19 protein-coding genes are annotated in these 21,023 nt (G+C 66.4%); 13 read left to right on the top strand and 6 right to left on the bottom strand.

Features of this window, described 5'->3' with window-relative positions:
* Window positions 1-318 precede the first annotated feature (318 nt).
* Window positions 319-843 (bottom strand): DUF1269 domain-containing protein, encoded by a 525-nt coding sequence (locus ACLBYD_RS25315; protein ID WP_447818591.1) that lies wholly within the window; start codon window positions 841-843, stop codon window positions 319-321.
* Between the two features lie 3 nt (window positions 844-846).
* Window positions 847-1,089 (bottom strand): three-helix bundle dimerization domain-containing protein, encoded by a 243-nt coding sequence (locus ACLBYD_RS25310; protein ID WP_447818590.1) that lies wholly within the window; start codon window positions 1,087-1,089, stop codon window positions 847-849.
* Window positions 1,090-1,278: 189 nt separating this feature from the next.
* On the opposite strand from ACLBYD_RS25310, the gene ppk2 reads away from it, so the two are divergent.
* From ppk2 to ACLBYD_RS25295, 3 genes are read left to right on the top strand one after another with little or no spacing between them, the layout of a single operon-like run.
* Window positions 1,279-2,178 (top strand): polyphosphate kinase 2, encoded by a 900-nt coding sequence (gene ppk2 / locus ACLBYD_RS25305; RefSeq protein ID WP_447818589.1) that lies wholly within the window; start codon window positions 1,279-1,281, stop codon window positions 2,176-2,178.
* Between the two features lie 30 nt (window positions 2,179-2,208).
* The gene (locus ACLBYD_RS25300) at window positions 2,209-4,989 is read left to right on the top strand and encodes a cation-translocating P-type ATPase (RefSeq protein ID WP_447818588.1); all 2,781 of its coding nucleotides are present in this window, start codon (window positions 2,209-2,211) and stop codon (window positions 4,987-4,989) included.
* Between the two features lie 9 nt (window positions 4,990-4,998).
* Window positions 4,999-6,714, top strand: coding sequence for a SulP family inorganic anion transporter (locus tag ACLBYD_RS25295; RefSeq protein ID WP_120281610.1), 1,716 nt, complete (start codon window positions 4,999-5,001; stop codon window positions 6,712-6,714).
* Here ACLBYD_RS25295 and ACLBYD_RS25290 read toward each other — a convergent pair.
* Entirely contained in the window at window positions 6,699-8,108 is a 1,410-nt protein-coding gene (locus ACLBYD_RS25290) for a hypothetical protein (RefSeq protein ID WP_447818587.1), read from the bottom strand. The two genes, ACLBYD_RS25295 and ACLBYD_RS25290, sit on opposite strands and share 16 nt — an antisense overlap.
* A gap of 196 nt (window positions 8,109-8,304) precedes the next feature.
* On the opposite strand from ACLBYD_RS25290, the gene ACLBYD_RS25285 reads away from it, so the two are divergent.
* From ACLBYD_RS25285 to ACLBYD_RS25275, 3 genes are all read left to right on the top strand, one after another.
* A complete protein-coding gene (locus tag ACLBYD_RS25285; protein WP_006551605.1) occupies window positions 8,305-8,754 on the top strand; it encodes a DUF6325 family protein in 450 nt (149 codons plus the stop codon).
* A gap of 32 nt (window positions 8,755-8,786) precedes the next feature.
* Window positions 8,787-9,074 (top strand): SHOCT domain-containing protein, encoded by a 288-nt coding sequence (locus tag ACLBYD_RS25280; RefSeq protein WP_447818586.1) that lies wholly within the window; start codon window positions 8,787-8,789, stop codon window positions 9,072-9,074.
* A 74-nt stretch (window positions 9,075-9,148) separates the two neighbouring features.
* The gene (locus ACLBYD_RS25275; protein WP_447818585.1) at window positions 9,149-9,355 is read left to right on the top strand and encodes a hypothetical protein; all 207 of its coding nucleotides are present in this window, start codon (window positions 9,149-9,151) and stop codon (window positions 9,353-9,355) included.
* Between the two features lie 80 nt (window positions 9,356-9,435).
* Here the strand turns inward: ACLBYD_RS25275 and ACLBYD_RS25270 are convergent, their stop codons facing one another.
* Entirely contained in the window at window positions 9,436-10,887 is a 1,452-nt protein-coding gene (locus ACLBYD_RS25270; RefSeq protein ID WP_447818584.1) for an MFS transporter, read from the bottom strand.
* A 121-nt stretch (window positions 10,888-11,008) separates the two neighbouring features.
* On the opposite strand from ACLBYD_RS25270, the gene ACLBYD_RS25265 reads away from it, so the two are divergent.
* The 3 genes from ACLBYD_RS25265 to ACLBYD_RS25255 all read left to right on the top strand — a co-directional run bounded on the left by ACLBYD_RS25265 (window position 11,009) and on the right by ACLBYD_RS25255 (window position 13,998).
* Entirely contained in the window at window positions 11,009-12,811 is a 1,803-nt protein-coding gene (locus tag ACLBYD_RS25265) for a glycoside hydrolase family 15 protein (RefSeq protein ID WP_447818583.1), read from the top strand.
* Window positions 12,812-13,123: 312 nt separating this feature from the next.
* Window positions 13,124-13,324 carry a cold-shock protein gene (locus ACLBYD_RS25260; protein ID WP_039587481.1) on the top strand — a complete coding sequence of 67 codons (201 nt, stop codon included), beginning with the start codon at window positions 13,124-13,126 and terminating at the stop codon, window positions 13,322-13,324.
* Between the two features lie 29 nt (window positions 13,325-13,353).
* The gene (locus ACLBYD_RS25255; protein WP_447818582.1) at window positions 13,354-13,998 is read left to right on the top strand and encodes a helix-turn-helix domain-containing protein; all 645 of its coding nucleotides are present in this window, start codon (window positions 13,354-13,356) and stop codon (window positions 13,996-13,998) included.
* 294 nt (window positions 13,999-14,292) lie between these two features.
* Here the strand turns inward: ACLBYD_RS25255 and ACLBYD_RS25250 are convergent, their stop codons facing one another.
* Window positions 14,293-14,724, bottom strand: coding sequence for a hypothetical protein (locus ACLBYD_RS25250; RefSeq protein WP_447818581.1), 432 nt, complete (start codon window positions 14,722-14,724; stop codon window positions 14,293-14,295).
* Between the two features lie 7 nt (window positions 14,725-14,731).
* Window positions 14,732-15,457, bottom strand: coding sequence for a GAF and ANTAR domain-containing protein (locus ACLBYD_RS25245; protein WP_447818580.1), 726 nt, complete (start codon window positions 15,455-15,457; stop codon window positions 14,732-14,734).
* A gap of 147 nt (window positions 15,458-15,604) precedes the next feature.
* Here ACLBYD_RS25245 and ACLBYD_RS25240 point away from each other — a divergent pair, with 147 nt between their 5' ends.
* The 4 genes from ACLBYD_RS25240 to ACLBYD_RS25225 are packed head-to-tail and all read left to right on the top strand — an operon-like array spanning window position 15,605 to window position 20,930.
* Window positions 15,605-17,983 carry an ATP-dependent DNA ligase gene (locus tag ACLBYD_RS25240; RefSeq protein WP_447818579.1) on the top strand — a complete coding sequence of 793 codons (2,379 nt, stop codon included), beginning with the start codon at window positions 15,605-15,607 and terminating at the stop codon, window positions 17,981-17,983.
* A gap of 43 nt (window positions 17,984-18,026) precedes the next feature.
* Complete coding sequence (locus ACLBYD_RS25235) at window positions 18,027-18,704, top strand: LuxR C-terminal-related transcriptional regulator (protein WP_447818578.1); 678 nt, start codon at window positions 18,027-18,029, stop codon at window positions 18,702-18,704.
* Complete coding sequence (locus tag ACLBYD_RS25230; RefSeq protein WP_447818577.1) at window positions 18,688-19,911, top strand: sensor histidine kinase; 1,224 nt, start codon at window positions 18,688-18,690, stop codon at window positions 19,909-19,911. The genes ACLBYD_RS25235 and ACLBYD_RS25230 overlap by 17 nt, the downstream gene beginning before the upstream one ends.
* The gene (locus tag ACLBYD_RS25225; RefSeq protein WP_447818576.1) at window positions 19,908-20,930 is read left to right on the top strand and encodes a hypothetical protein; all 1,023 of its coding nucleotides are present in this window, start codon (window positions 19,908-19,910) and stop codon (window positions 20,928-20,930) included. Before ACLBYD_RS25230 ends, ACLBYD_RS25225 begins: the two co-directional genes overlap by 4 nt.
* Window positions 20,931-21,023 lie beyond the last annotated feature (93 nt).

Below are 21,023 nucleotides of genomic sequence, written 5' to 3'. Positions count from 1 at the left end.
GGATCGACCAGGACGAATTCCTCTTCGACGCCGATCGTGGCCGCCGCCCCGCCGCGCACAGGAGAGGTGTCGGTCGGTCCTGTGGCGGCCATGGCGTTCTCCCCACTCGAGGTCTTTCACTCTACGAAGGAAGAGCGGTCCGGCGTGTGGCGCAGAGATTACGGTTGGGGACAGTTCCGCCCCGGTCGTCAACGCCGAACGAACTGCAGGCCGGAGGATGTGGGAACCGTCGACCGGCTCACGGTGACGCCGGTTCGGGGTGAGTGACCGGCTCGGAGCGAAAAAAATCTGTTCGGAACATGTTGTTCGTCGATACGGTCAGTGATCTTGCTCGACGTCGCGAAGGTCCCCAGTCGCGAGACCAGTGGTCTTGGAGACAATCCGGCGGGCCCCTCTCATCTCGTCGGCAACCCGGTCGGCGAGGTCGGCGTCGTACACCGCGACGACACCGGCCTGCCCCTGTTCGAGGGTCTCGCCGAGTTCGTCGACGTCTGCGCGGTCCATTCGTTCGCCGGCATGCCCGAGCAGTGCTCCGAGCGCCGTTCCGCCGGCCGTGGTGCCGACGAGGCCGATGCCCACCGGCGGGAAGAGTGCGGCCACCACTCCCGCGGCCAGACCCCAGCCGAGACCGACCGCCGCGCCGTGACGGGTGTGGTGCTCGTGCTTCTCGACGACGCGGACCTTCCCGTTCTCGTCCTTGACGATGACGGACGCGTCGAAGTCGTGGAACGGACGCACCTCACGGTGGAGACGTTCGAGGCGCTCGAAGTCGGCCACGGCATCGTCGACGCGGTCGTATGCTGCAGCGCTCACAAGCAGCATGTCGTGCTCGTGCTTGCTCACGTCCTACCTTCCGACCTCCGGAATCGCGGGCGGAAGAACGGAATCGAGAATCGTAGGTTCGGAGAGTTCACATTTCACCGCCTTCTCGACGAGGAGCGGAACGAAGTCTCGGACCCTGCTCGTGGCGAATCGGCGATAGACGCCGTGCACCGCACGTGCGATGTCGTCGGGAGGAACGAGCGGATATCGAACGATCAGGCGTTCGATCACCTGCTGGATCTGACGGAACTCGTCGTCACCGCTCATCGGCCAAGCGTGACGTCGGCCCCGGGGCCCGTCAAGGCTCGAAACTGCATCGGATGCACCGCTTCCGGGCACGATTCGGCAACATCTGGGGTACGTGGTGGCCGGACCGCGTCCATCGCCCCGAACCGATCGTTCTCCCACGAACGCGGGGTCGGAGGCGGACAATGGGTGGACGTCCGAGGGAGAACCGTGGGACACAAGACGGGGCACGAGAAGCACCGGAAGAGATCGCCGGAGAAGTCGCTCACCGCGCGTTCCGATTCCGGCGCCCTTCGTCCCCCCGGTCCACCGCAGCAGGGCGCATCGCCGGTCCGCGAACCCATGAAGAACAAGGAGTACCGTCGCCTGCTCCGTCCGTTGCACGCCGAACTCGTCGCCGTGCAGGAATGGGTGAGATCGTCCGGAGTTCGTATCTGCATCCTGTTCGAGGGCCGCGACACCGCAGGTAAGGGTGGTGTCATCGAGGCGATCACGGAACGAGTGAGTCCCAGGGTCTTCCGCGTCGTCGCGCTGCCCGCACCCACGGAGCGTGAACGGTCTCAGATGTACATCCAGCGCTACGTACCCCACCTGCCGGCCGGAGGCGAGGTCGTGATCTTCGATCGCAGTTGGTACAACCGCGCCGGCGTCGAACGAGTGATGAACTTCTGCACGGAGGAGGAGGCACAGCATTTCCTCCAGATGATCCCGACGGTCGAACGCGCGATCGTGGACTCCGGCATCATCCTTCTGAAGTACTGGCTGGAAGTGAGCCCGGAGCAACAGACGCTGCGCTTGCAGAGTCGCATCGACGATCCTCGTAAGACCTGGAAGCTGTCGAATCTGGATCTGGAATCGTACACACGCTGGTACGACTACTCCCGGGCACGGGACGAGATGTTCCACTTCACCGATACCGGTTGGGCTCCCTGGTATGTCGTCGACAACGACGACAAGAAACGTGGTCGGCTCAACGTCATCGCCCATCTGCTCGACCGGATCCCCTACGAGCCGCTCGAGCGCCCCGATCTGGTTCTGCCGCAGCGGCAGGACGCCGATGGGTACACGGCACCGACCCAGCCTCTTCACTGGATACCCACGCTCTACTGAGGCTCTTCCGGTAGGGAAGGACGAACCGCGATGGCCACTACGAGATCCGGACCGGACCGAGCGAAGAATTTCGTCCCCGATCGGGAAGAACCGTCCTGGTATGCCACAGACGCCGCCGACGTGATCGCAGCATTGTCCTCCGACGAACGATCCGGTCTCACGACGGCAGAGGCGGACGAACGTCGCCGACGCTTCGGACCCAATACGATCGTGTCCGAACCCGCACCGTCCACGTGGACGATCGCACTGCGGCAGGTACGGGATCCGATGAACCTGATGTTGATCGCCGTGACGGCGGTCAGCATCGTGATCGGGGAGATCTCCACCGCACTCGTCGTCGCCGTCCTGGTCGCCCTCAACGTGGTGCTGGGCACGCGGCAGGAACTGAAGGCCCGTGCGAGTGTCGATGCCCTCGCGAGAATGCAGACTCCGCAGGCGCGAACGATCCGCGACGGAGCGTTGAGCGCGATCGAGGCGACCGACCTCGTGCCGGGCGACATCGTCCGGCTCGAAGCCGGAGACCTGGTGCCTGCGGACGGACGCTTGATCACGTCGGCGACGCTCGAAACCCAGGAAGCAGCGCTGACGGGAGAAAGCGCTCCCGTCCCGAAGGATCCCACGACCCTTCCTGTCGGTGACGTCCCCCTGGGTGATCGCTCCGACATGCTGTTCCAGAACACGTCCGTCACTCGCGGTGCCGCCACGATGGTGGTGACGGAGACGGGCATGAACACCGAGATGGGCCGGATCGCATCGATGCTGTCGGCGGTGGCCCCGAGCAAGTCGCCGTTGCAACGCGAACTCGATTCGCTGACCAGGTTGCTCGGGGTCATCGCCTGGACCGCGGTTGCCGTCATCGTGATCATCGGCGTGATTCGTGGGCAGGATCTGACCACGGTGCTGTTGCTGGGCATCGCCATGGGGGTGTCGGCGATCCCGACCGGCCTGCCGACCTTCGTGCAGGCGATGCTCGCTTTCGGTGCCCGGCAACTCGCCGAAGCGAAGGCCGTCGTCAAGAACCTTTCCGATGTCGAGACCCTCGGTGCCACGAACGCGGTCAACTCGGACAAGACCGGTACGCTCACGATGAACCAGATGACCGTGCGCTCGTTGTATTTTCACACCCGGTGGTACACCGTGGGCGGTGAGGGATACAGCAAGACCGGGCGGATCACGCGTGCCGCCGGCGACGAGCTGCCCGACTTCACCCTTCTCGCATACGGATTGTGTCTCGACAGCGATGCCACGGTCTCCGACAGCGGAGTGGTCGTCGGAGATCCCACCGAGGCAGCTCTGGTCGTGCTTGCCGCCAAACTCGGCATCGACGCTCCGCTCACCCGCCGGTCGTATCCCCGCGTCGCCGAAGTGCCGTTCGACTCGGCGTACAAGTTCATGGCGACGTTCCATCACCTGCCGGTCGACGGTGCCCTACGATTCGTCGAGCTCGTCAAAGGCGCCCCGGACGTGGTTCTGGCACAGTGCGGCAGCGCCTTCCGTCCGGGACGACGAGCGGCGCCACTCGACGAGGCTCGTGACGAGATCGTCGCGGCGAACCGAACCCTGTCCGAGAAGGGACTGCGGGTCCTGGCATTCGCGGCCCGTGTCGTCGACGGGCAGGAGGAAGCGGTGCGGGCCGACCCGATGTCGTTCGTGGAGGATCTCACCTTCGTCGGGATGGTCGGCATCATCGATCCGCTTCGGCCCGAAGCGATCGAGGCGGTGCGCACCGCGCACGCGGCAGGTATCGATGTCCGCATGATCACCGGCGATCATGCGATCACCGCCTCCGCGATCGGCGCCGAGCTCGGTCTCGGACCGGGCGTCGTCAGCGGACCCGACCTTCGTGCGATGCCCGACGAGGCTCTGGCGGAAGAACTTCCGAACCTGCACGTGTTCGGTCGGGTCACTCCCCAGGACAAACTCCGACTCGTCGATCTCATGCAGAAGGGCGGTGCGGTCGTCGCGATGACCGGGGACGCCGTCAACGACGCCGCAGCTCTGAAGAAGGCCGACATCGGAGTTGCGATGGGGTCGGGCAGCGAAGTCACGAAGCAGGCCGGAAGAATCGTGCTGACCGACGACAACTTCGGGACACTGGTCACTGCGATCCGTCTGGGACGCAACATCTACGAGAAGATCGTGTCCTACATCCGGTACCAGATGTCGAAGCTGTTGTCGCTCGTCCTGCTCTTCCTCGTCGCGAGCATCTTCGACATCAACGACGGCGTCGCCCTGACCCCGTTGATGGTGCTGTTCCAGCACTTCTTCATCACGTTGTTCCCGGTGGCCGTCATCATGCTCGACCCGCCCTCGCCGGATCTGATGAGCAAACCGCCTCGCGACCCGAACACACCGATCGCCAACAGGGCAGCCTTCGTGCAGTGGTCGGTCTACGGAACCCTCCAGTTCGCCGTCGCACTCGCGGCGATGCTCCTCGCTCCCGGTGGGATGAGCACGACGGAGCCGACCGTGGCGATGACGACCGCGTTCGTCGTGTTGTCGTTCGGATCCGTTCTCGCAGGGTTGTCCATGCGACGCGATCCGGAATCCGGATTCTCCGCGCCGATCGTGGGCGCCGTCCGGATCTTGTCGATTCCGGTGGTGGTCACGGTGTTCGCCGTGGAGTTGGGATTCCTTCAGGACCTCCTCATGACGACGTCGCTGACGGGTGCTCAATGGCTGGTCTGTATCGGCTGGTCGGTGATCATTCCGGTCGTGGTGGAAGCGGAGAAGGCGATTCGACGTCGCCGACGCTCGCCGGACCTGTCGATTCCCGCGCCTGCGGCGGTTGCTCCTGCGCGGGCCCACTGAGGCGGGGTCATGCCGCGGATCGAGGGGCCGGGGGCGCTTCCCGGAATCGCCACGGCTCGTGCCTACCGTCGCGAGTGGGTGCGACCCGACATCACCGCCGGCCTCGTGCTCACCGCACTGCTCATCCCGGCCGGGATGGGCTATGCCGAGGCGGCTGGATTGCCCGCCTATGCCGGGCTCTACGCGACCATCGTTCCGCTCCTGGCCTATGCGGTGGTCGGCCCCTCGAAGATCCTCGTCCTGGGCCCGGATTCCTCGCTCGCACCGCTCATCGCTGCGGCCGTCCTTCCGCTCGCCGTTGCGGACGATCCGGAGAGCGCGCTGGTCTTCGCCGGGGTACTCGGCGTACTCGTCGGCGTGATCCTGCTCGTCGGAGGTTTCCTGCGCCTCGGCTTCGTCACCGAACTGCTGTCCAAACCGATCCGGCTGGGTTACCTGAACGCCATCGCCCTCGTCGTCGTCGTCGGACAGCTTCCGAAACTGCTGGGCTTCTCGGTCGACGCGCCCGGTCTCCTCGGAGAGATCCGGGAGATCGCAGAGACCGTCGTGAACGGTGGGATCGACCCCGTCGCAGCGGCTATCGGGCTCGCCTCCCTCGCGGTCATCGTGGGCTTCCGCTTGTGGTTGCCACGGATCCCGGGAGTCCTGGTCGCGGTCGTCGCAGCCATCATCGCCTCCGCCGCACTCGATCTCACCGACGACATAGGGATGGTCGGTGCGCTACCCGACGGACTTCCGCTCCCGTCGTTCGGCGGTGTCGAGTGGTCGGACGTGGCCCGGCTCGTCGGACCGGCAGCCGGCATCGCGCTGATCGCCTTCGCCGACACCGGAGTGCTCTCCCGCACCTTCGCCGCGCGACGGGGTGAGAACGTGAACGGGAGCACGGAGATGAAAGCGGTGGGCGTCGCGAACATCGCCGGGGGACTGTTCGGAGGGTTCCCGATCTCCGCAAGCGGATCTCGGACGCCGGTCGCCGAGCAGAGCGGCGCGCGAACCCAATTCGCGTGTGTCGTGGGAGCGGTGGCAGTTCTCGTCTTCGTTCTCGTCGCTCCGGGGTTGACCACCTATCTACCCGATGCGACGCTCGGCGCCGTGGTGATCGTCGCCGCCACCGCCCTGGTCGATGTCCGGGGAATGGTCCGGATGTGGCAGATGAGCACGGTCGAGTTCGGGCTGGCCGCCGCGGCCTTCCTCGGGGTCGCTCTGGTGGGCGTGCTGCAGGGCATCGTCGTCGCGATCGGTCTGTCCTTCGTCTCGGTGGTCGCGCGCGCCTGGCAGCCGTACCGCACCGAGCTCGTGCGGACCGCCGATCGTCCGGGATTCCACGACGTCGAGCGTCATCCCGAGGGCAGTCGCATCCCGGGTCTGGTGATCGTCCGGTTCGACGCCCCGCTGTTCTTCGCCAACGGGGAGATCTTCGATCTGTACGTGCGGTCGGTGGTGGCCCGAACCGAAGCGCCTGTCGAATGGGTGGTCATCGCGGCCGAACCGATCACGGGACTCGACACGACCGCCGTCGACGAACTCGTCGACCTCGACGCCTATCTGGAAGGAAACGGCATCCGCCTTGTGTTCGCCGAGATGAAGGGGCCGATCAAGGACCGGCTCATCAGATTCGGGGTGGGCGACAGATTCGACCCGAGCCGGTTCCATCCGACCCTCGAGGACGCTGTCGACGCCTTCATCGGCAGGACCGGTCGCGGCAACGATCAGGTCGTCGGTTGATCCTCGGTCGCCGGTCGGTCCTCCACGGTGCGGGCCGGCCTGATCACCAGCTCGAGGGCGAGCAGTACCAGAACAGCACCCAGCACGATGAACGCGACCACCAGACCGGTCGGGTAGCGCCAGAACATCACGAGCAGTGCAGCCACTCCGATGACGACCGCCCGGATCGCGACGCGGGCACGGAAGGCCGCTTCTTCGAACGCATTCGGCGGGCGGGGCCGACGTAGCCGCTGGACGGCATCGAGGCTGCGGCCGAACCCACGCCGAACAGTCCGGGCGGAGGACGAGCCACCGGTGAGGTAGGCACCGAGAGCGATCACCAGTCCGAGCACCGCGACCGCCCGAAGGCTGGTCCGCAGCGGCATCAGCACGGCATCGATGATGGCGGCCGCCGCATCCGGCGACAGGACGTCGGGCGGGACATCGTCGAGATACAACGATCGAGCGATGATGAGCGCGACCGCCAGAACGAACATTCCCACCACCAGGGCGAGGCCCACGAAAGCGAGTGCGCGTAGGCGACGGCCCGGTGGCGCGAGGGCGACTGCGCCGGCAGCAGCGGCGAGAGTGATCCAGGGCAGCACATCCGAAACGTTGTCGAGAGTGTTCACCGCCCGCTGCGCCCGGACCAGTTCCGGTGATCGGAACAGGACCAACTGCTTGTCGACACTCGGGATCTTCTCCGCGAACGTGAAACCGCGGTCGAGGAGACGGCCCTTCACGTTGTCGATCACCGTGCCGAGCGAAATGCTCACCGTGCCCGAATCGTCGACCGTCACCGACGACGGCCCGACGTTGCCGGTCACCACCGCGACCAATGCGTTGTGGGCGGCGCGGTGGGCCTGGATCCACAAATCCTCGAACTGCTCGCTCTGCACCAGTGACAACACCGTCTCGTTGACGAAGTTCCGCGCCTGTCCGGTGATCACCGGTGCCAGTCCCTCGACGGCGCGGTCGACGCGCGGCGCGTTCTCCGTGGCCGGAACGGCGTCGGTGAGAGCGACCAGAGCGTCGGTCGTCAGACCTTCGACGTCGACGCGTGTGAAGATCTCGTCGGTGACGGAATTCGCGATCTGCGTCTGGATGGCGGGGTTCGAGCCCAGCGGGGCGACGGTGGTCACGTACCGGTCGGTGTCGAGGATCTCGCTGCGCACGAACCGTGCGGTGACCGAGAGGACGGCCAGGACCGCGACCAGCACGGCGAGCAGTGCAACGGCAGCCCAGCGCCAGCCGTGCCTCGCGGGCCGCGGCTCGGGAACGGGCTCCACCCCGACAGTGGCTCGTTCGCGAAGCGTGGCGACTTCCGCACGCAACCGATCGAGTTCGGCGCGCTCGTCGTCGTCCAGCCGGTCGGGTCGGGGACCTTCACCGCCCGTGCCGATGTTTGTGGTCATCCCTGCATCGCCCCCTTTCGGGGCCGGACCCATTATGCGCCGTTGCCGTCAACTCCGGCTGGAATTTGGATCCTATTCCCTTCAGAAGTGGACTTCGAGTGGTCATACTCGACAGGAGGGGATCTGTTGTCGACGACACCGACGGAAGTCCACTCCCGGCTTCCGCCAACGATCTTTCATCGAAAAGAGGTTTCAGGTGACCGATTCGGATATCGACGAGATGGGCCCGGTCGACTATCTCGTCATCGAATTCCCTGCCGACCGACCACCGAACGGTTCTGCTCTACCGCTGCTGCTCGACCTCGTCGAGCGAGGCATCATCCGGGTGCTCGATCTCGCGTTCGTCCGCAAGGACACCGACGGTTCGGTCGCCGGGATCGACATCTCCGAGGTCGGGCTCGAAGGAGAAGTCGACGTGACGTTGTTCGCGGAGGCGTCGTCGGGCCTGCTCGGCGACACCGATTTCGACGAAGCGGGGGCTGCGCTCGAACCCGGCTGCTCGGCGGCCGTGCTCGTCTACGAGAACACCTGGGCTGCTCCGCTGGCGCGGGCACTGCGTCGCAACGGCGCCGAACTCGTCGCGTCCGGGCGTATCCCGGTCCAGAGCATCCTGGCGTCGCTGGAGAAGCTCGACGTCGAAATGTGAGTCGAGCGAACGAAATACAGGAGGAGATCGACATGCCGGGATTACTCCGCGGGGTGGCTCGCACCGCAGTCGTAGCCGGGACGGCGACGGCAGTCTCCAACCGCGTCTCCCGTCGGCAGGGAGAACGATGGGCATCGCAGGGCCAGGCCGTCTACGGGCGCCCCGCGCAGTACACACCCGAACCCGAACCCATGCCCGCGCCGCCTCCGGGTGGAGCGGACCGCATCACCGCGCTGAAGGACCTCGCCGAATTGAAGGCCCAGGGTGTGCTCACCGAGGCCGAGTTCGAGAGGGAGAAGGCGCGAATTCTCGCCTCCTGAGCCTGAGTCCGGCCTCTGCGTCGAGCGGACACGACCGCTCCCACGCGGCGGCGACGGGTCGAGGAACGAGCTTCATGGGCGACTGGAGGTGCACGGTACACCGGATCGACGAGCCGACCGACTGCGTGGCGAGGCTGTCGCTGGTACTGGCGGACGACCTCACCCCGACGGAGGTGCAGGACCGCGCTCGTTTGCTGGCCCGTCAGATCTTCGGGCACGACGTCGACGTCGGGGAGGTCGAGCCGGAGAACTGGTCGACCCGCCGGCCGCCGTCGACCTGAGCTCGTACCGGTGATGCATTGAATGTATTGAGAGAGACCGTATTCCGTATGTTTCCGGCCCTCTCCTCGCGACACGGTCGTCACTGTGCTCCGGAGGCGGAAGGCATGGCACTCGAGGTCGCGGGAAGGAGTGCGGACGCGACGAGTCCGACGAGCCCGATGCATGCCAGCACGATCATCGCGGCCGCATACGAACGGTCCGGCGTGGCCAGGCCGACGACGAGGACGGTGCCTGCCACTGCGGTGCCCAGGGACGAACCCAGATTGGACACACACCGCGACAGGCCGGAGATCTCACCCTGCTGTTCCTCCGGGAACGCCGACTGCACGACGTTCACGGACGGAGTGAGCATCGCACCCAGTCCGACGCCGATGAGCAACAGGCCCGGGGCGAACGCCCATGCGCTGGTCCATGCACGGACCAGCAGGAGCAGAATCACGATGCCGCCGAGGGTGACGACGAAGCCGCTCATGATGAGGGCACGCTGTGAATGCCTGGCGGCCAATCGTTCCGCCAGCAACGAGGAACCGAGAATGCCGGCGGTGGCGGCGGTGAAGATGATGCCCGTCTCGATCGCGTTGTAGCCGCGGACCACCTGGAGGAATGCCGAGACGACGAATGCGACGCCCATCAGCAGCAGCCACTGGATGTTCTGGGTGACGAGCGCGAGATTCGATGTGCGGTTACGGAACAGGTCGGTCGACAGTAGTGGCACTCTGCCGGCTCGTTCGAACCGCCGTACGTGTAGGAAGAACCCGACGACGAGCAGGATTCCGATGCCGATGAGGGTAGCGGACACCGAGAGTGCGTTGTCCGCCTGGAGAATCCCCATGACGATACAGACGAGACCTGCGGCGGACAGGACGGCACCGATCCCGTCGAAGGGTGTGGTCGGATCCGGGGGCAGGGGATCCTCGAGCCCTCGGCTCAGAACGACGATGGCGGCGACGATCAGTGCCTGGAAGACGAAGGCGGCCCGCCAGTCGATCGCGGTGGTGATCAATCCACCGATCAGCGGCCCCGCCGCGGCGCCGATCCCACCCATGCCGGTGATCACGCCGAAGGCCCGTGCCCGGGACTTCATGTCGGTGAAGAGCATCGTCGTGAGGATGTACACGGGCGGGATGAGCAGTGCGGTGCCGATTCCCTCGAAGATCGAGTTGCCCAGGATCAAGATTCCCAGACCCGGTGCTGCCGCGCTGAGAAGTGCCCCCACGCCGTACAGGACGAGTCCGGCGACGAAACACCGCTTGCGACCCCACCGGTCCGTCAGTTTCCCACCCGGAATCATGAAAGCTGCCATGACCAGAAGAAACACGGTGATCGCGGTCTGAACACCCTGCACCGTGGTATCCAGATCGATGCTGATGTCGTTGATCATCACGTTCATGTTCGAACCTGCGAAGCTGCAGATGAACTGGGCGAGGGCGAGTGGGAGCAACATTCGCCGCAGGGGAGCGGGTGGTGCCGCCGCCGGATTTTCGGTCATCTCGTACTTCCCGTCGCGGAGGACGTCGCCGAAACTCTGCACGTCATGATCCACCGCGGGGGTGCACAGTGGCGCCGACGAGTCGAAACCGTGACCTTGACCTGATATCCGAGACCGGAGGAAGATCGAAGAACTCGACTCCTCTTCTCGCGGAGGTAACGTCATGCTTCTCGAGGACTACGGCTTCATCGGTGACCTGCAGACCTCCGCGCTCGTCGGCCGGAACGGCTCGATCGACTGGCTGTGTATGCCCTCGTTCGACTCCGGATCGTGTTTCGCGGCCCTTCTCGGCGGCCCGGAACACGGACGCTGGCTCGTCGCGCCTGCGGCGGAACCCGTGGCGGTCACCCGTCGCTATGTCGACGACACCCTGGTGCTCGAGACCGACTTCGAAACCACAGAGGGCGCCGTCCGTCTGATCGACTTCATGCCTCGTCGGGGATCGGGTCCACCTCGGCTGATCCGTATCGTCGAGGGGCTGCGGGGCCGTGTGCCGATGCGAATGCACTTGGCGATACGCCCCGATTATGCGGCGGTCACACCGTGGGTCGAGGCGGTGGCCGACGGTGCTGTCGCGACAGCCGGCCCGGACGCCTTCCACCTGTGCACGACGGTGCCGTTGGAGATCCGTGCCGGGACCGTCGAATCCGAGTTCGTCGCCGTGGAGAGCGGCCGATACCGATTCGCTCTGGACCGGTACGCATCCTTCGAACCGGCCCCCGTTGTCGAGGATGCCGAATCCGCGCTCGCGCGCACCGTGGAGTGGTGGCGCGACTGGACCGGCCGGTGCACCTACAAAGGGGCGTATCGCGACGAGGTGATCCGATCTCTGATCGTGCTCAAAGGGATGACCGACGAGACGACCGGTGCGATCGTGGCGGCCCCGACCACCTCCCTACCCGAAGCGCTCGGCGGGGTACGCAATTGGGACTACCGCTACTGCTGGTTGCGCGACTCGGTGTTGGCGCTCGAAGCGCTGCTCGCCGGGGGATACGCCGGCGAGGCCCTGGCTTTTCGCGACTTCCTGCTCCGGGCGGGAACAGGCGATCCGGCCGATGTGCAGATCATGTACGGGATCAGGGGAGAGCGTCGACTGACCGAGTTCGAGGTGGGTCATCTGCCCGGTTACGAAGGGTCGGCACCCGTCCGGGTCGGTAACGCCGCGGCGGAACAGTTCCAGCTCGACGTGTACGGCGAGGTCCTCAGCGTGGCGTACAAGGGAGCCGAAGCGCTCGGCAGGATCGAGCCGCACATGTGGCCCCGCTGGCAGGCCGTGATCGAATACGTCGAAGGAATCTGGCAGGAACCCGACGAAGGAATCTGGGAAACACGTGGCCCCCGGCGCCATTTCACGCAGTCCAAGGTCATGGCCTGGGTCGTCTTCGACCGCGCGGTCCGGCTCGCCGAGGGATTCGGGCTCGACGCACCTCTCGAGCGGTGGAGGCGGACCCGCGACGAGATTCACCACGAGATCTGCGAGCGTGGATACGACCCGGTTCGCGGCACGTTCACGCAGTACTACGGCTCCGCGGAACTCGACGCCAGCGTGCTGCTCATCCCGCTCGTCGGCTTCCTGCCCCCGACCGACGACCGGGTCACCTCCACCATCGACGCGATCCGGAACGAACTCGGTCGCGACGGCTTCGTGTCCCGGTATTCCACGACGGATACCGACGACGGGCTCCCCGGGGACGAAGGGCAGTTCCTGGCCTGCTCGTTCTGGCTGGTGAGTGCATTGGCGCTCAACGGCCGGGTCGACGAGGCCCGCGTGTTGTTCGAGCGGTTGCTCGGGCTCACCAACGACCTCGGACTGCTCGCCGAGGAGTACGACGTGTCGGCGGGTAGGCAGGTCGGCAATTTCCCCCAGGCATTCAGTCACCTCACTCTCGTCGGCGCGGCCTGCGCGATCTCCGTCGCCGAACGGGCACAGGCAGTGGATCGGGCCGACGGAGCACCGGCCGTCTGATCCGACGTCATCCGAATGTCATGTGTCCGTACGATCTTCGCCCGCAACCGTGCGTGCTGTATGTATCCTGGGGGTACGTGCAACCCGGATACGCCCCCGTGTTCGTCGGTGTCTGTACATCGAACGAACTACATTGATGCGCTTGGAAATCGGTAGAAATCGTACGAATGTCACCGATTCGGCGCGGGCACTTCCCCGGACTCGCCGAGCACGTTTCAATGACAGGTGCAGAGGGGCTCTCGGGAGCGCAGGGGATACGCTTCCGCGTCGCTGCTCCGTCGGGACAACGCGAACGGTGGCAGGGGAGCGACAATGGAACATGGTGTTGTGCTGTGGTTCGACGCCGGTCTGGGTCACGGGTTCATCCGTGACGACGACGGTACGGAGATCCTGGTGCACTACTCGCAGATCGACGGGAGCGGCTACCGCTTCCTGACCGGGGGCCAACGGGTCCGGTTCGAGATCGGTTACGGGATCTTCGGGCGACATGCGGTCAACGTGCAGGTGTGCTGACATACAGGACGTTCGGATGGTGTGATCGGATGATGGACACGCGGACGAACGAGTGGGCGGAGGGGACCCACCTTCCTACCGCGGCTCCGACCGAGGAGCAGGTGTGGGCCTCGCGGGCCGCGATCGAGCGGGCCACGGGCGTGCTGATGGAGCGGTACGGACTCGATGCCGAGCAGGCGAAGGAGACGCTGTTCCAGGCCTCCCGTCGCGCCGCCGTGCCGATGCTGCAGTTGGCAGGGGACGTGCTCACGTCTGATCGGGCGGGTGAACCACCCGCGATCCGGGAGGCCCTGGAGCTCGCATCGACGCCCCCCGCGTTGCGGAAGGCCGTTGCGTTCATCGAGTCCGAAGCAGCTCGTCCGATCAGACTGGAGGACATCGCGGCTGCCGCCGGAATCGGGGGTCGCGCCCTGCAGTACGACTTCGTGCGTCACTACCGCACCACGCCCATGCGATACCTGCGGTCCGTACGGCTCGCGCGAGCCCACCGGGATCTGCAGGCCGCCGACCCGAACGACGAGACGGTCGCGTCGATCGCTGCGCGGTGGGGCTTCTCCTCGCCCGGACGATTCGCGACGCAGTACCGGTCCGTCTATGGCAGATCCCCCCGCGTGACCCGGTCGGACGCGCTGTGGTCCGATCGAACTACTGCCGATTCTGCAGAAAACGAATAGACTGCGCCGGAAGCGAACGATGTGTTCGCTGTCGACACTGCCGGCGGGGCGCGAGACTTCCGACGCAGGGGGTCGGATCTGTCGACCTGCCCCGTCGGCAGTACTCCGAGTGCCTACATTCGGCCCTGGTGATGACATTTCGGCGTATGCTCGGAACATCGGTGATCGCCTGTCATCCCCCTGCACGGACGGTCACCGCCGCCGGGTGGATCAGAGGTAGGCCACCCAGGCGATGCCGGACCCTGTCGCCCATTCCCCCTGCTCGGGCGGCGGGGTTTCGGCGCTGTCGGCACATTATGTGTCGGAATCCGTCCCCGCGTCCGGGGATCTCCCGGGCTCCTCGTCGACATCGTTTCCCAAGACATCCGTATTCGCCTCGTTCGTGCCGGGAAAGCCGTTTCCCTCCGAGGCGTGAGAATCGAAGTTTTCGGGATCGTCCTTCCCGTGTACACCGTTCCCTTCGAGGAGAGACGCGGGGAGTTCGGCCGAGTACGGTGCACGTGGTGGGGCGATCTCGTCGAGACGTTCGTTGATCGCGTGGGCGATCAGGTCGTGCTGCAGGCGGGGGAGCGGCAACAGTCCGTTCAGATACGCTTCGATCTCGACCTTTCCCACTTCGCCCCCGAGGGCGAAATAGCGGAGCCACAGTTCCTCCACATCCAGGCCCGCAGCACGGAGCGCAGCGAGGAATCTGTGACGGTGTTCGCCGTCGGGGAGATAGTGCATAGCGACCTCAAACCGTTTCGTTGTAGGTCGACGCGACTATCTCCGCTGCCACCTCCCGTACGGCGATGCGCCGCTGTGTAGACAATTCGAGCAGTCGCTGCACGGCACGATCGGCATCGATGTTCTCGCGCAGCATCACGATTCCTTTGGCAGTAGCGATCAGGTCCCGGTCGCGCAGGGCCCGAAGCAACCGCTCGTTGAGTGCTTCGGCTTCGGTCAGAGTGTGCATGTTCGCCAACAGGATCGCGGCCTGCTCGGCGAAGCGGCCGAGGATGTCCTCACTGTCTGCTGTATAGACACGGGGGCGTGTCGAATAAACCTTCAGTGCGCCCATCATCTCGCCCGCGTACTGCAGGGGAACACTCAGCGACGACGACATTCCCAGCTCGGCCGCCCGCCTGGACCATTCCGCCCAGCGCTCGTCCTCGTCGAGGTCGTCCACTCGCACCGGCACGCCGTCCCGAATCGCCGCCAGGCAGGGACCGTCGCCGAGCTCGTACTGCAGCGCGTCGAGACGTTCGACCATCTGTCCGGTCGCGGCGGAGGTGGACCGGTTGTTCGCGTCGTCGACGAGAGTGATTCCCGAGCCGTCCGTGTCGGGCAGTGTGTCCTTCGCCAGCGAGGTGATCAGTTCCAGCACGGTGGTCACGGTCTGTTCGGACAGCAACACTCCGGCCATGCGGGCGAACACCGCGGTCCATGCATCGGGAGTCGGATCATGCGACTCCGTCATATCCCACCTCCCGCCCGAACGCACCCTCGTGCATCACCGATACCACGACGCTACCCGCTTCCGCACATCGGCGTTCGCGGACGTACCGTCCCGACTGCTCCGTGCGACACCGCACCGGAACGCGTTCGGATTGGCAGAATCCGGAGTATGCCGACCCGGACGATCGACGGTCACCGCATCACCCTGACCAACCTCGACAAGGTGTTGTATCCGAGCACCGGGACGACGAAGGGTGAGGTCGTCGAGTACTACGAAGCCGTCGCCGAGGCGATGCTTCCCCACATCGTCGGCCGGGCCGCGACCCGCAACCGGTGGCCGAACGGTGTCGGCGAACAGTCCTTCTTCGAGAAGAACCTCCCCGACCACGCACCGGCCTGGATCGACCGTCGCACCCTGCACCACAAGGACCGCCGGGTCATCTACCCGCTGTTCGATTCCGCCGCCGGGCTCGTCTGGCTCGGGCAACAGGCCGCCCTCGAACTCCACGTGCACCAGTGGCGTTTCGACGGAGAGAAGGCCGGGCCTGCGACCCGCATCGTCTTCGACCTCGACCCGGGCCCCGGCGTGGGCCTGGCCGAGTGCGCGGAGGTCGCCCGCCACGTGCGCGACACGGTCGCCGAACTCGGGTGGACGGCCTATCCGGTCACCAGCGGCAGCAAGGGTATCCACCTGTATGTCCCGCTGGATCGGATGTTGTCGTCGTCGGGGGCGTCGAAGGTCGCGAAGCAGGTCGCGCGCAATCTCGAGACCACCCTTCCCGATCTGGTGACCGCGACGATGGCGAAGTCGGCGCGCGAGAGCAAGGTCTTCGTCGATTGGAGCCAGAACAACAGTTCCAAGACGACGGTCGCGCCGTACTCGCTGCGCGGTCGCGACGAGCCGTGGGTGGCGGCGCCGCGCAGCTGGGACGAACTCGACGACCCCGACCTCGCGCAACTGCAGTTCCGGGAGGTCCTCGCCCGCATCGACGAGTTCGGGGACCTGCTCGCCGGTCTCGACCCGCCCCTCGGCAAGGCCGGATCCGGAGATTCCGGAGATAAGGCCGGGTCCAGCGGTAAGGCCGGGTCGGGAGACGCCCTGGACACCTACCGCGGCAAGCGCGACGCGTCGCGCACCCCGGAACCGGTACCCGACCGCGTCCCCGAGGACGGCCCCGGCAACAGGTTCGTCATCCAGGAGCACCACGCGCGTCGCCTGCACTACGACCTGCGGCTCGAACGCGACGGTGTGCTGGCGTCGTGGGCCGTACCGAAGAACCTGCCGGACACCTCGGGGCGCAACAATCTCGCGGTACGGACCGAGGACCACCCGATCGAGTACCTGACCTTCCACGGGACGATCCCGAAGGGCGAATACGGCGCCGGCAGCATGACCGTGTGGGACACCGGCACCTACGAGACCGAGAAGTGGCGGGACGACGAGGTGATCGTGCGGTTCCACGGCGACCGGATCGAGGGACGGTACGCGCTGATCCGCACCGAGAAGAACCAGTGGCTGGCGCACCGCATGAAGGACCAGTCGTCGCCGAGCACCGAGTCGTCCGATGCCGATCCGGCCTCCCTCGTCGGATCGTCGGGGTCCAAGGCCTTCCCGCGCGATCTCGCGCCCATGCTCGCGACCCCCGGTGACGTCTCGGGTCTCGACGCCGAAGACTGGGCGTTCGAAGGCAAATGGGACGGATACCGCGCCATCGCGGAGATCGAGGACGGCACCGTCAGGCTCCGCAGCCGATCCGGTCGCGATGTCACCGGCGACTACCGGAAGCTCGTCGAACTCGCGACGATCCTCGACGGTCACCGGGCGGTGCTCGACGGGGAGATCGTCGCCGTCGACCGCTCCGGGGTGACGAGCTTCTCGATGCTGCAGCGGGGCGTGAACTACGAGTACCGCGTGTTCGACGTGCTGTATCTCGACGGGGTGTCGCTGCTGCGCAAGACCTACGACGATCGCCGACGCGTCCTCGAGGCGCTCGCCGCTGCCACGGACGGACTGATCGTCCCGGATCTGCTCCCGGGTGACGCCTCGAAGGCTCTCGCGCGCAGCCGCGCGAAGAACTGGGAGGGCGTGGTCGCCAAGCGCCGGGACTCCGTGTATCTGCCGGGCAAGCGCGGCGCCGGATGGATCAAGTCGAAGAACTGGCTCACCCAGACCGTCGTGCTCGGCGGATACCGCCGTGGCAACGGCAACCGTGCCTCGACCTTCGGGTCCCTGCTGCTCGGCGTCTACGACGACGACGGTGAGTTCGTGTACGTCGGCAAGGTCGGCACCGGTTTCGACGACGAGACGCTCCTGTCGGTGGCGAAGGCTGTGAAAGGGCGCACGAGCCGCACGAACCCGTTCGCGAACGAGGTGCCGGCCGCCGAACGCCGCGATGCGGTGTGGTTGCGGCCCGAACTCGTGGGGGAGGTGCGGTTCGGGGGATGGACGGAAGGAGACCGGGTGCGGCACGCGAGCTGGCGTGGTCTGCGCGACGATGTGGACGCGTCGAGTGTGGTGCGAGAAGAGGAAACAGGCGCTGACTGCTAACGTTCGTTCGAAGTCGGGTGATCGGGCATTAGGGGAGGCATCAATGGCCGAGGGCTCGCGTGGCGTCGTCCGTCGGATCGGTTTGGTCGAGGATCACGAGTCGGTCGCGCTCGGGTTCGCAGCGATGCTCGCCGATCAACCCGATCTCGAGCTCGCAGGTACCGCCACCACCGTCTCGGGTCTGCTCGAGCAGGTCACCGACCTCGACCTCGCCGTTCTCGACCTGCGCCTGTCCGACGGATCCTCTCCGAAGAGCAACGTCGAGCAGCTGCGCGCGGCGGGCCTCGAGACCCTGATCTTCACCGGCGCCGAGAACCCGTATCTGCTGCGTTCGGCCGCCCGCGCCGGTGTGCTCGGGGTGGTGCGGAAATCCGAGCCCGCGGCCGTGGTGATCGAGGCGATCCGCGTGGCCGCCGCCGGAGGGCAGGTCGCCAGCACCGAGTGGGCCGCGGCGATCGACGGTGATCCCGAACTCGACGATGTCGGCCTGAGTCCGCGGCAGCTCGAAGTGCTCGAACTGTATGCGTCGGGGGAGAAGCTCGACCGGGTCGCCCGGCTGACGGGCCTCGCTCCGCAGACCGTCAACGACTACCTGCAGCGGATCCGCCAGAAGTACGCGGAGGCAGGTCGTCCCGCACCCACGAAGACGGATCTGTACAAACGTGCCGTCGAGGACGGGTGGCTGCCGATGCCCGAACGGTCGGATGTCCGCCGTCGCTGACGAGCCGGCCGGGGACACCGGGGAGAAGTCGCACGATCGCAGCACGGCGGCTGCCGACCGACTTCTCCGGATGTTCGCGCGATTCGTCGCGATCGGATATCTCTGCTACTTCGCGTTGCTCGTGCCGGAGATCCTCGAAGTGTCGGCACTCGTCGCGTGGTGGTGGACTCCCACTGCGGCCGTCCTCATGTTCGGATCCGGGGTCGCGCTCGGCTTCGCCTCGTTCCGCGGCACGGTGTGGATGCAGCGGACCGCGACCGTCAATGCGCTCGCCTACGTCGTGATGGTTGCATTGTGGTTCGTGGCGTGGAACGGGACGCAGATCCCGCAGGACCAGTCGTTGTGGTTCACCGCCTTTCCCGGCCTCGCGTCGCTCGCGGCGGCGGTCGCGTGGAGACCCCGGCGGGCGTTCGTCCACATGATCCTCGTGGTTCTGCTCGCGCAGTGCGCGAATCACCTCGTCCGCGACGCCCCCTTCGGATACTTCCTGGCACCCGACCTGGCGTTCGCGTTCGTCTTCTGCACGGTCTTCCTCGCGGCCGCGGTGGTTGGACTCGGCACCGGCCGCACCCTCGACGAAACCATCGCTGCCACCCAGGCCACGGCGGCCGCCGCGGCCGCAGCGGAGGCACGGAACGCCGAGCGCGCACGGTTCGATGCCCTGGTCCACGACCGCGTGATGTCCACCCTGCTGGCGGTGTCACGCAACGCACCCCGGGAGTCGCTCGTCGAGCAGGCCGAACGAGCGGTCGCCGAACTCGACGAGTTGCGGCGCGGCACCGATCGGGAGTCGGCGCTCGACGCCGCCGCGGTCGTGGCGCGGCTCCGATCGGCGGCGACCGAGGCCGACGAGGACGTCGTCTTCACCGGCCGTGTCGCCCCGGGATCCGGCGACGTTGCGTTCCCACCTGAACCCGCGCGCGCGACCGCCGCTGCCCTCGCCGAGGCGGTACGCAACAGCGTGCGGCATGCCGGAAAGGACGCGTCCCGCACGGTCGAGGTCGACGTGGCACCGAGATGGATCTCCGTGCAGGTCGTGGACGACGGCAGAGGCTTCGAACCCGAGGCCGTCGACCCGCACCGGCTCGGTCTGGAAGTGAGCATCCGAGGACGTATGCGCCGACTGTCCGGGGGCCGGGCGGTCGTGCAGTCCGCGCCGGGGGCCGGGACCCGGGTGTTGTTGTACTGGCGGGATCCGGCCGCATGAACACTGCGAACTCGACCGTCTCCGATCTGCTGCGGATGCACAGCAGGCCCGCGCGGGCCTTCGCCGTCCTGTACGCGGTGACCTGCGTGGTGCTCGCCCTGAACACCGCGCCCCATGCGGAGGTCCGCTGGCCCCTCGCGATCGCCGTGATCGTGTGTGTGGCCGCCGCCTACGCGCTCGTCGCAGTCGAGGGGGACCCACTACCGGTGCGACCCGCACTGGTGATGACGTTCTCGGGTGCGATCGCGTCGGCGTCGGTGCTGTGGGTGGTGCCCGCCGATCCGGCACCGCACCCCATCGAGCTGTGGCCGTTCGGGATGTCCACGACGATCCTCGTGTTCATGTGCGTGCGGGGACGCACGGCGTACGCCTGGTACGGGATGCTCCTCATGCTCGTCGTCGCCGCGCTGTGGTCGCATCTCACGGGCCCCGGGATGGGCTACGGGCTCGGCCTGACGATCACGAGTGCGGGACCGGTGCTCATGGGCACCGTCTGCGCCTACACGATCCGCCCGCTCGCGCGGTCGATCTACCTGCTGCGCGCCCGGTCGATGCAGCGGATCGCGGCGGAGTCCGCGGCCGCCGCGGCTCTCGAGGAACGTGACGTCCGCCTCGGAAGCCTCGACGCGTCGGCGCGTCCGTTGCTCGAGCGGATCGTCTCGGGCGAACCCCTCGACGAGAACGAACGGATCGAGTGCGGACTCGTCGAGGCACGACTGCGCGACGGTCTGCGTGCGCCCGTACTCCAGGTACCCGAGGTCGACCGGGCCGCCGCTGCGGCCCGCCGGCGCGGCGTCGAGATCGTCATGCTCGACGACCACGCCATGGACTCGGCTTCTCCCGAGGTCCGGCGCGCCGTCTACCGGGAGGTGGTGGACGCGCTCGATTCGGTGAGTGAGGGGTCGGTGACCGTGCGTGTGTTGCCGCCGGGCCGTGCGGCGATGGTGACGATGCTCGTGAAGGGTGAGGATGTGCGCCGAATCGAGATCGGGCACGACGGCCGGCGCACCGGTAATTAGGCGAAACACCGATGCCCATATTTTCTTGGGCAGAGAAAAATCTGTCTGGGTAGTTGTCGGTTTCAACCGTTACGTTGTAGGCACTCGAAACGG

The organism is Rhodococcus sp. C26F, assembly GCF_053345925.1.
This window is presented reverse-complemented; position numbering and strand designations above follow the sequence as displayed.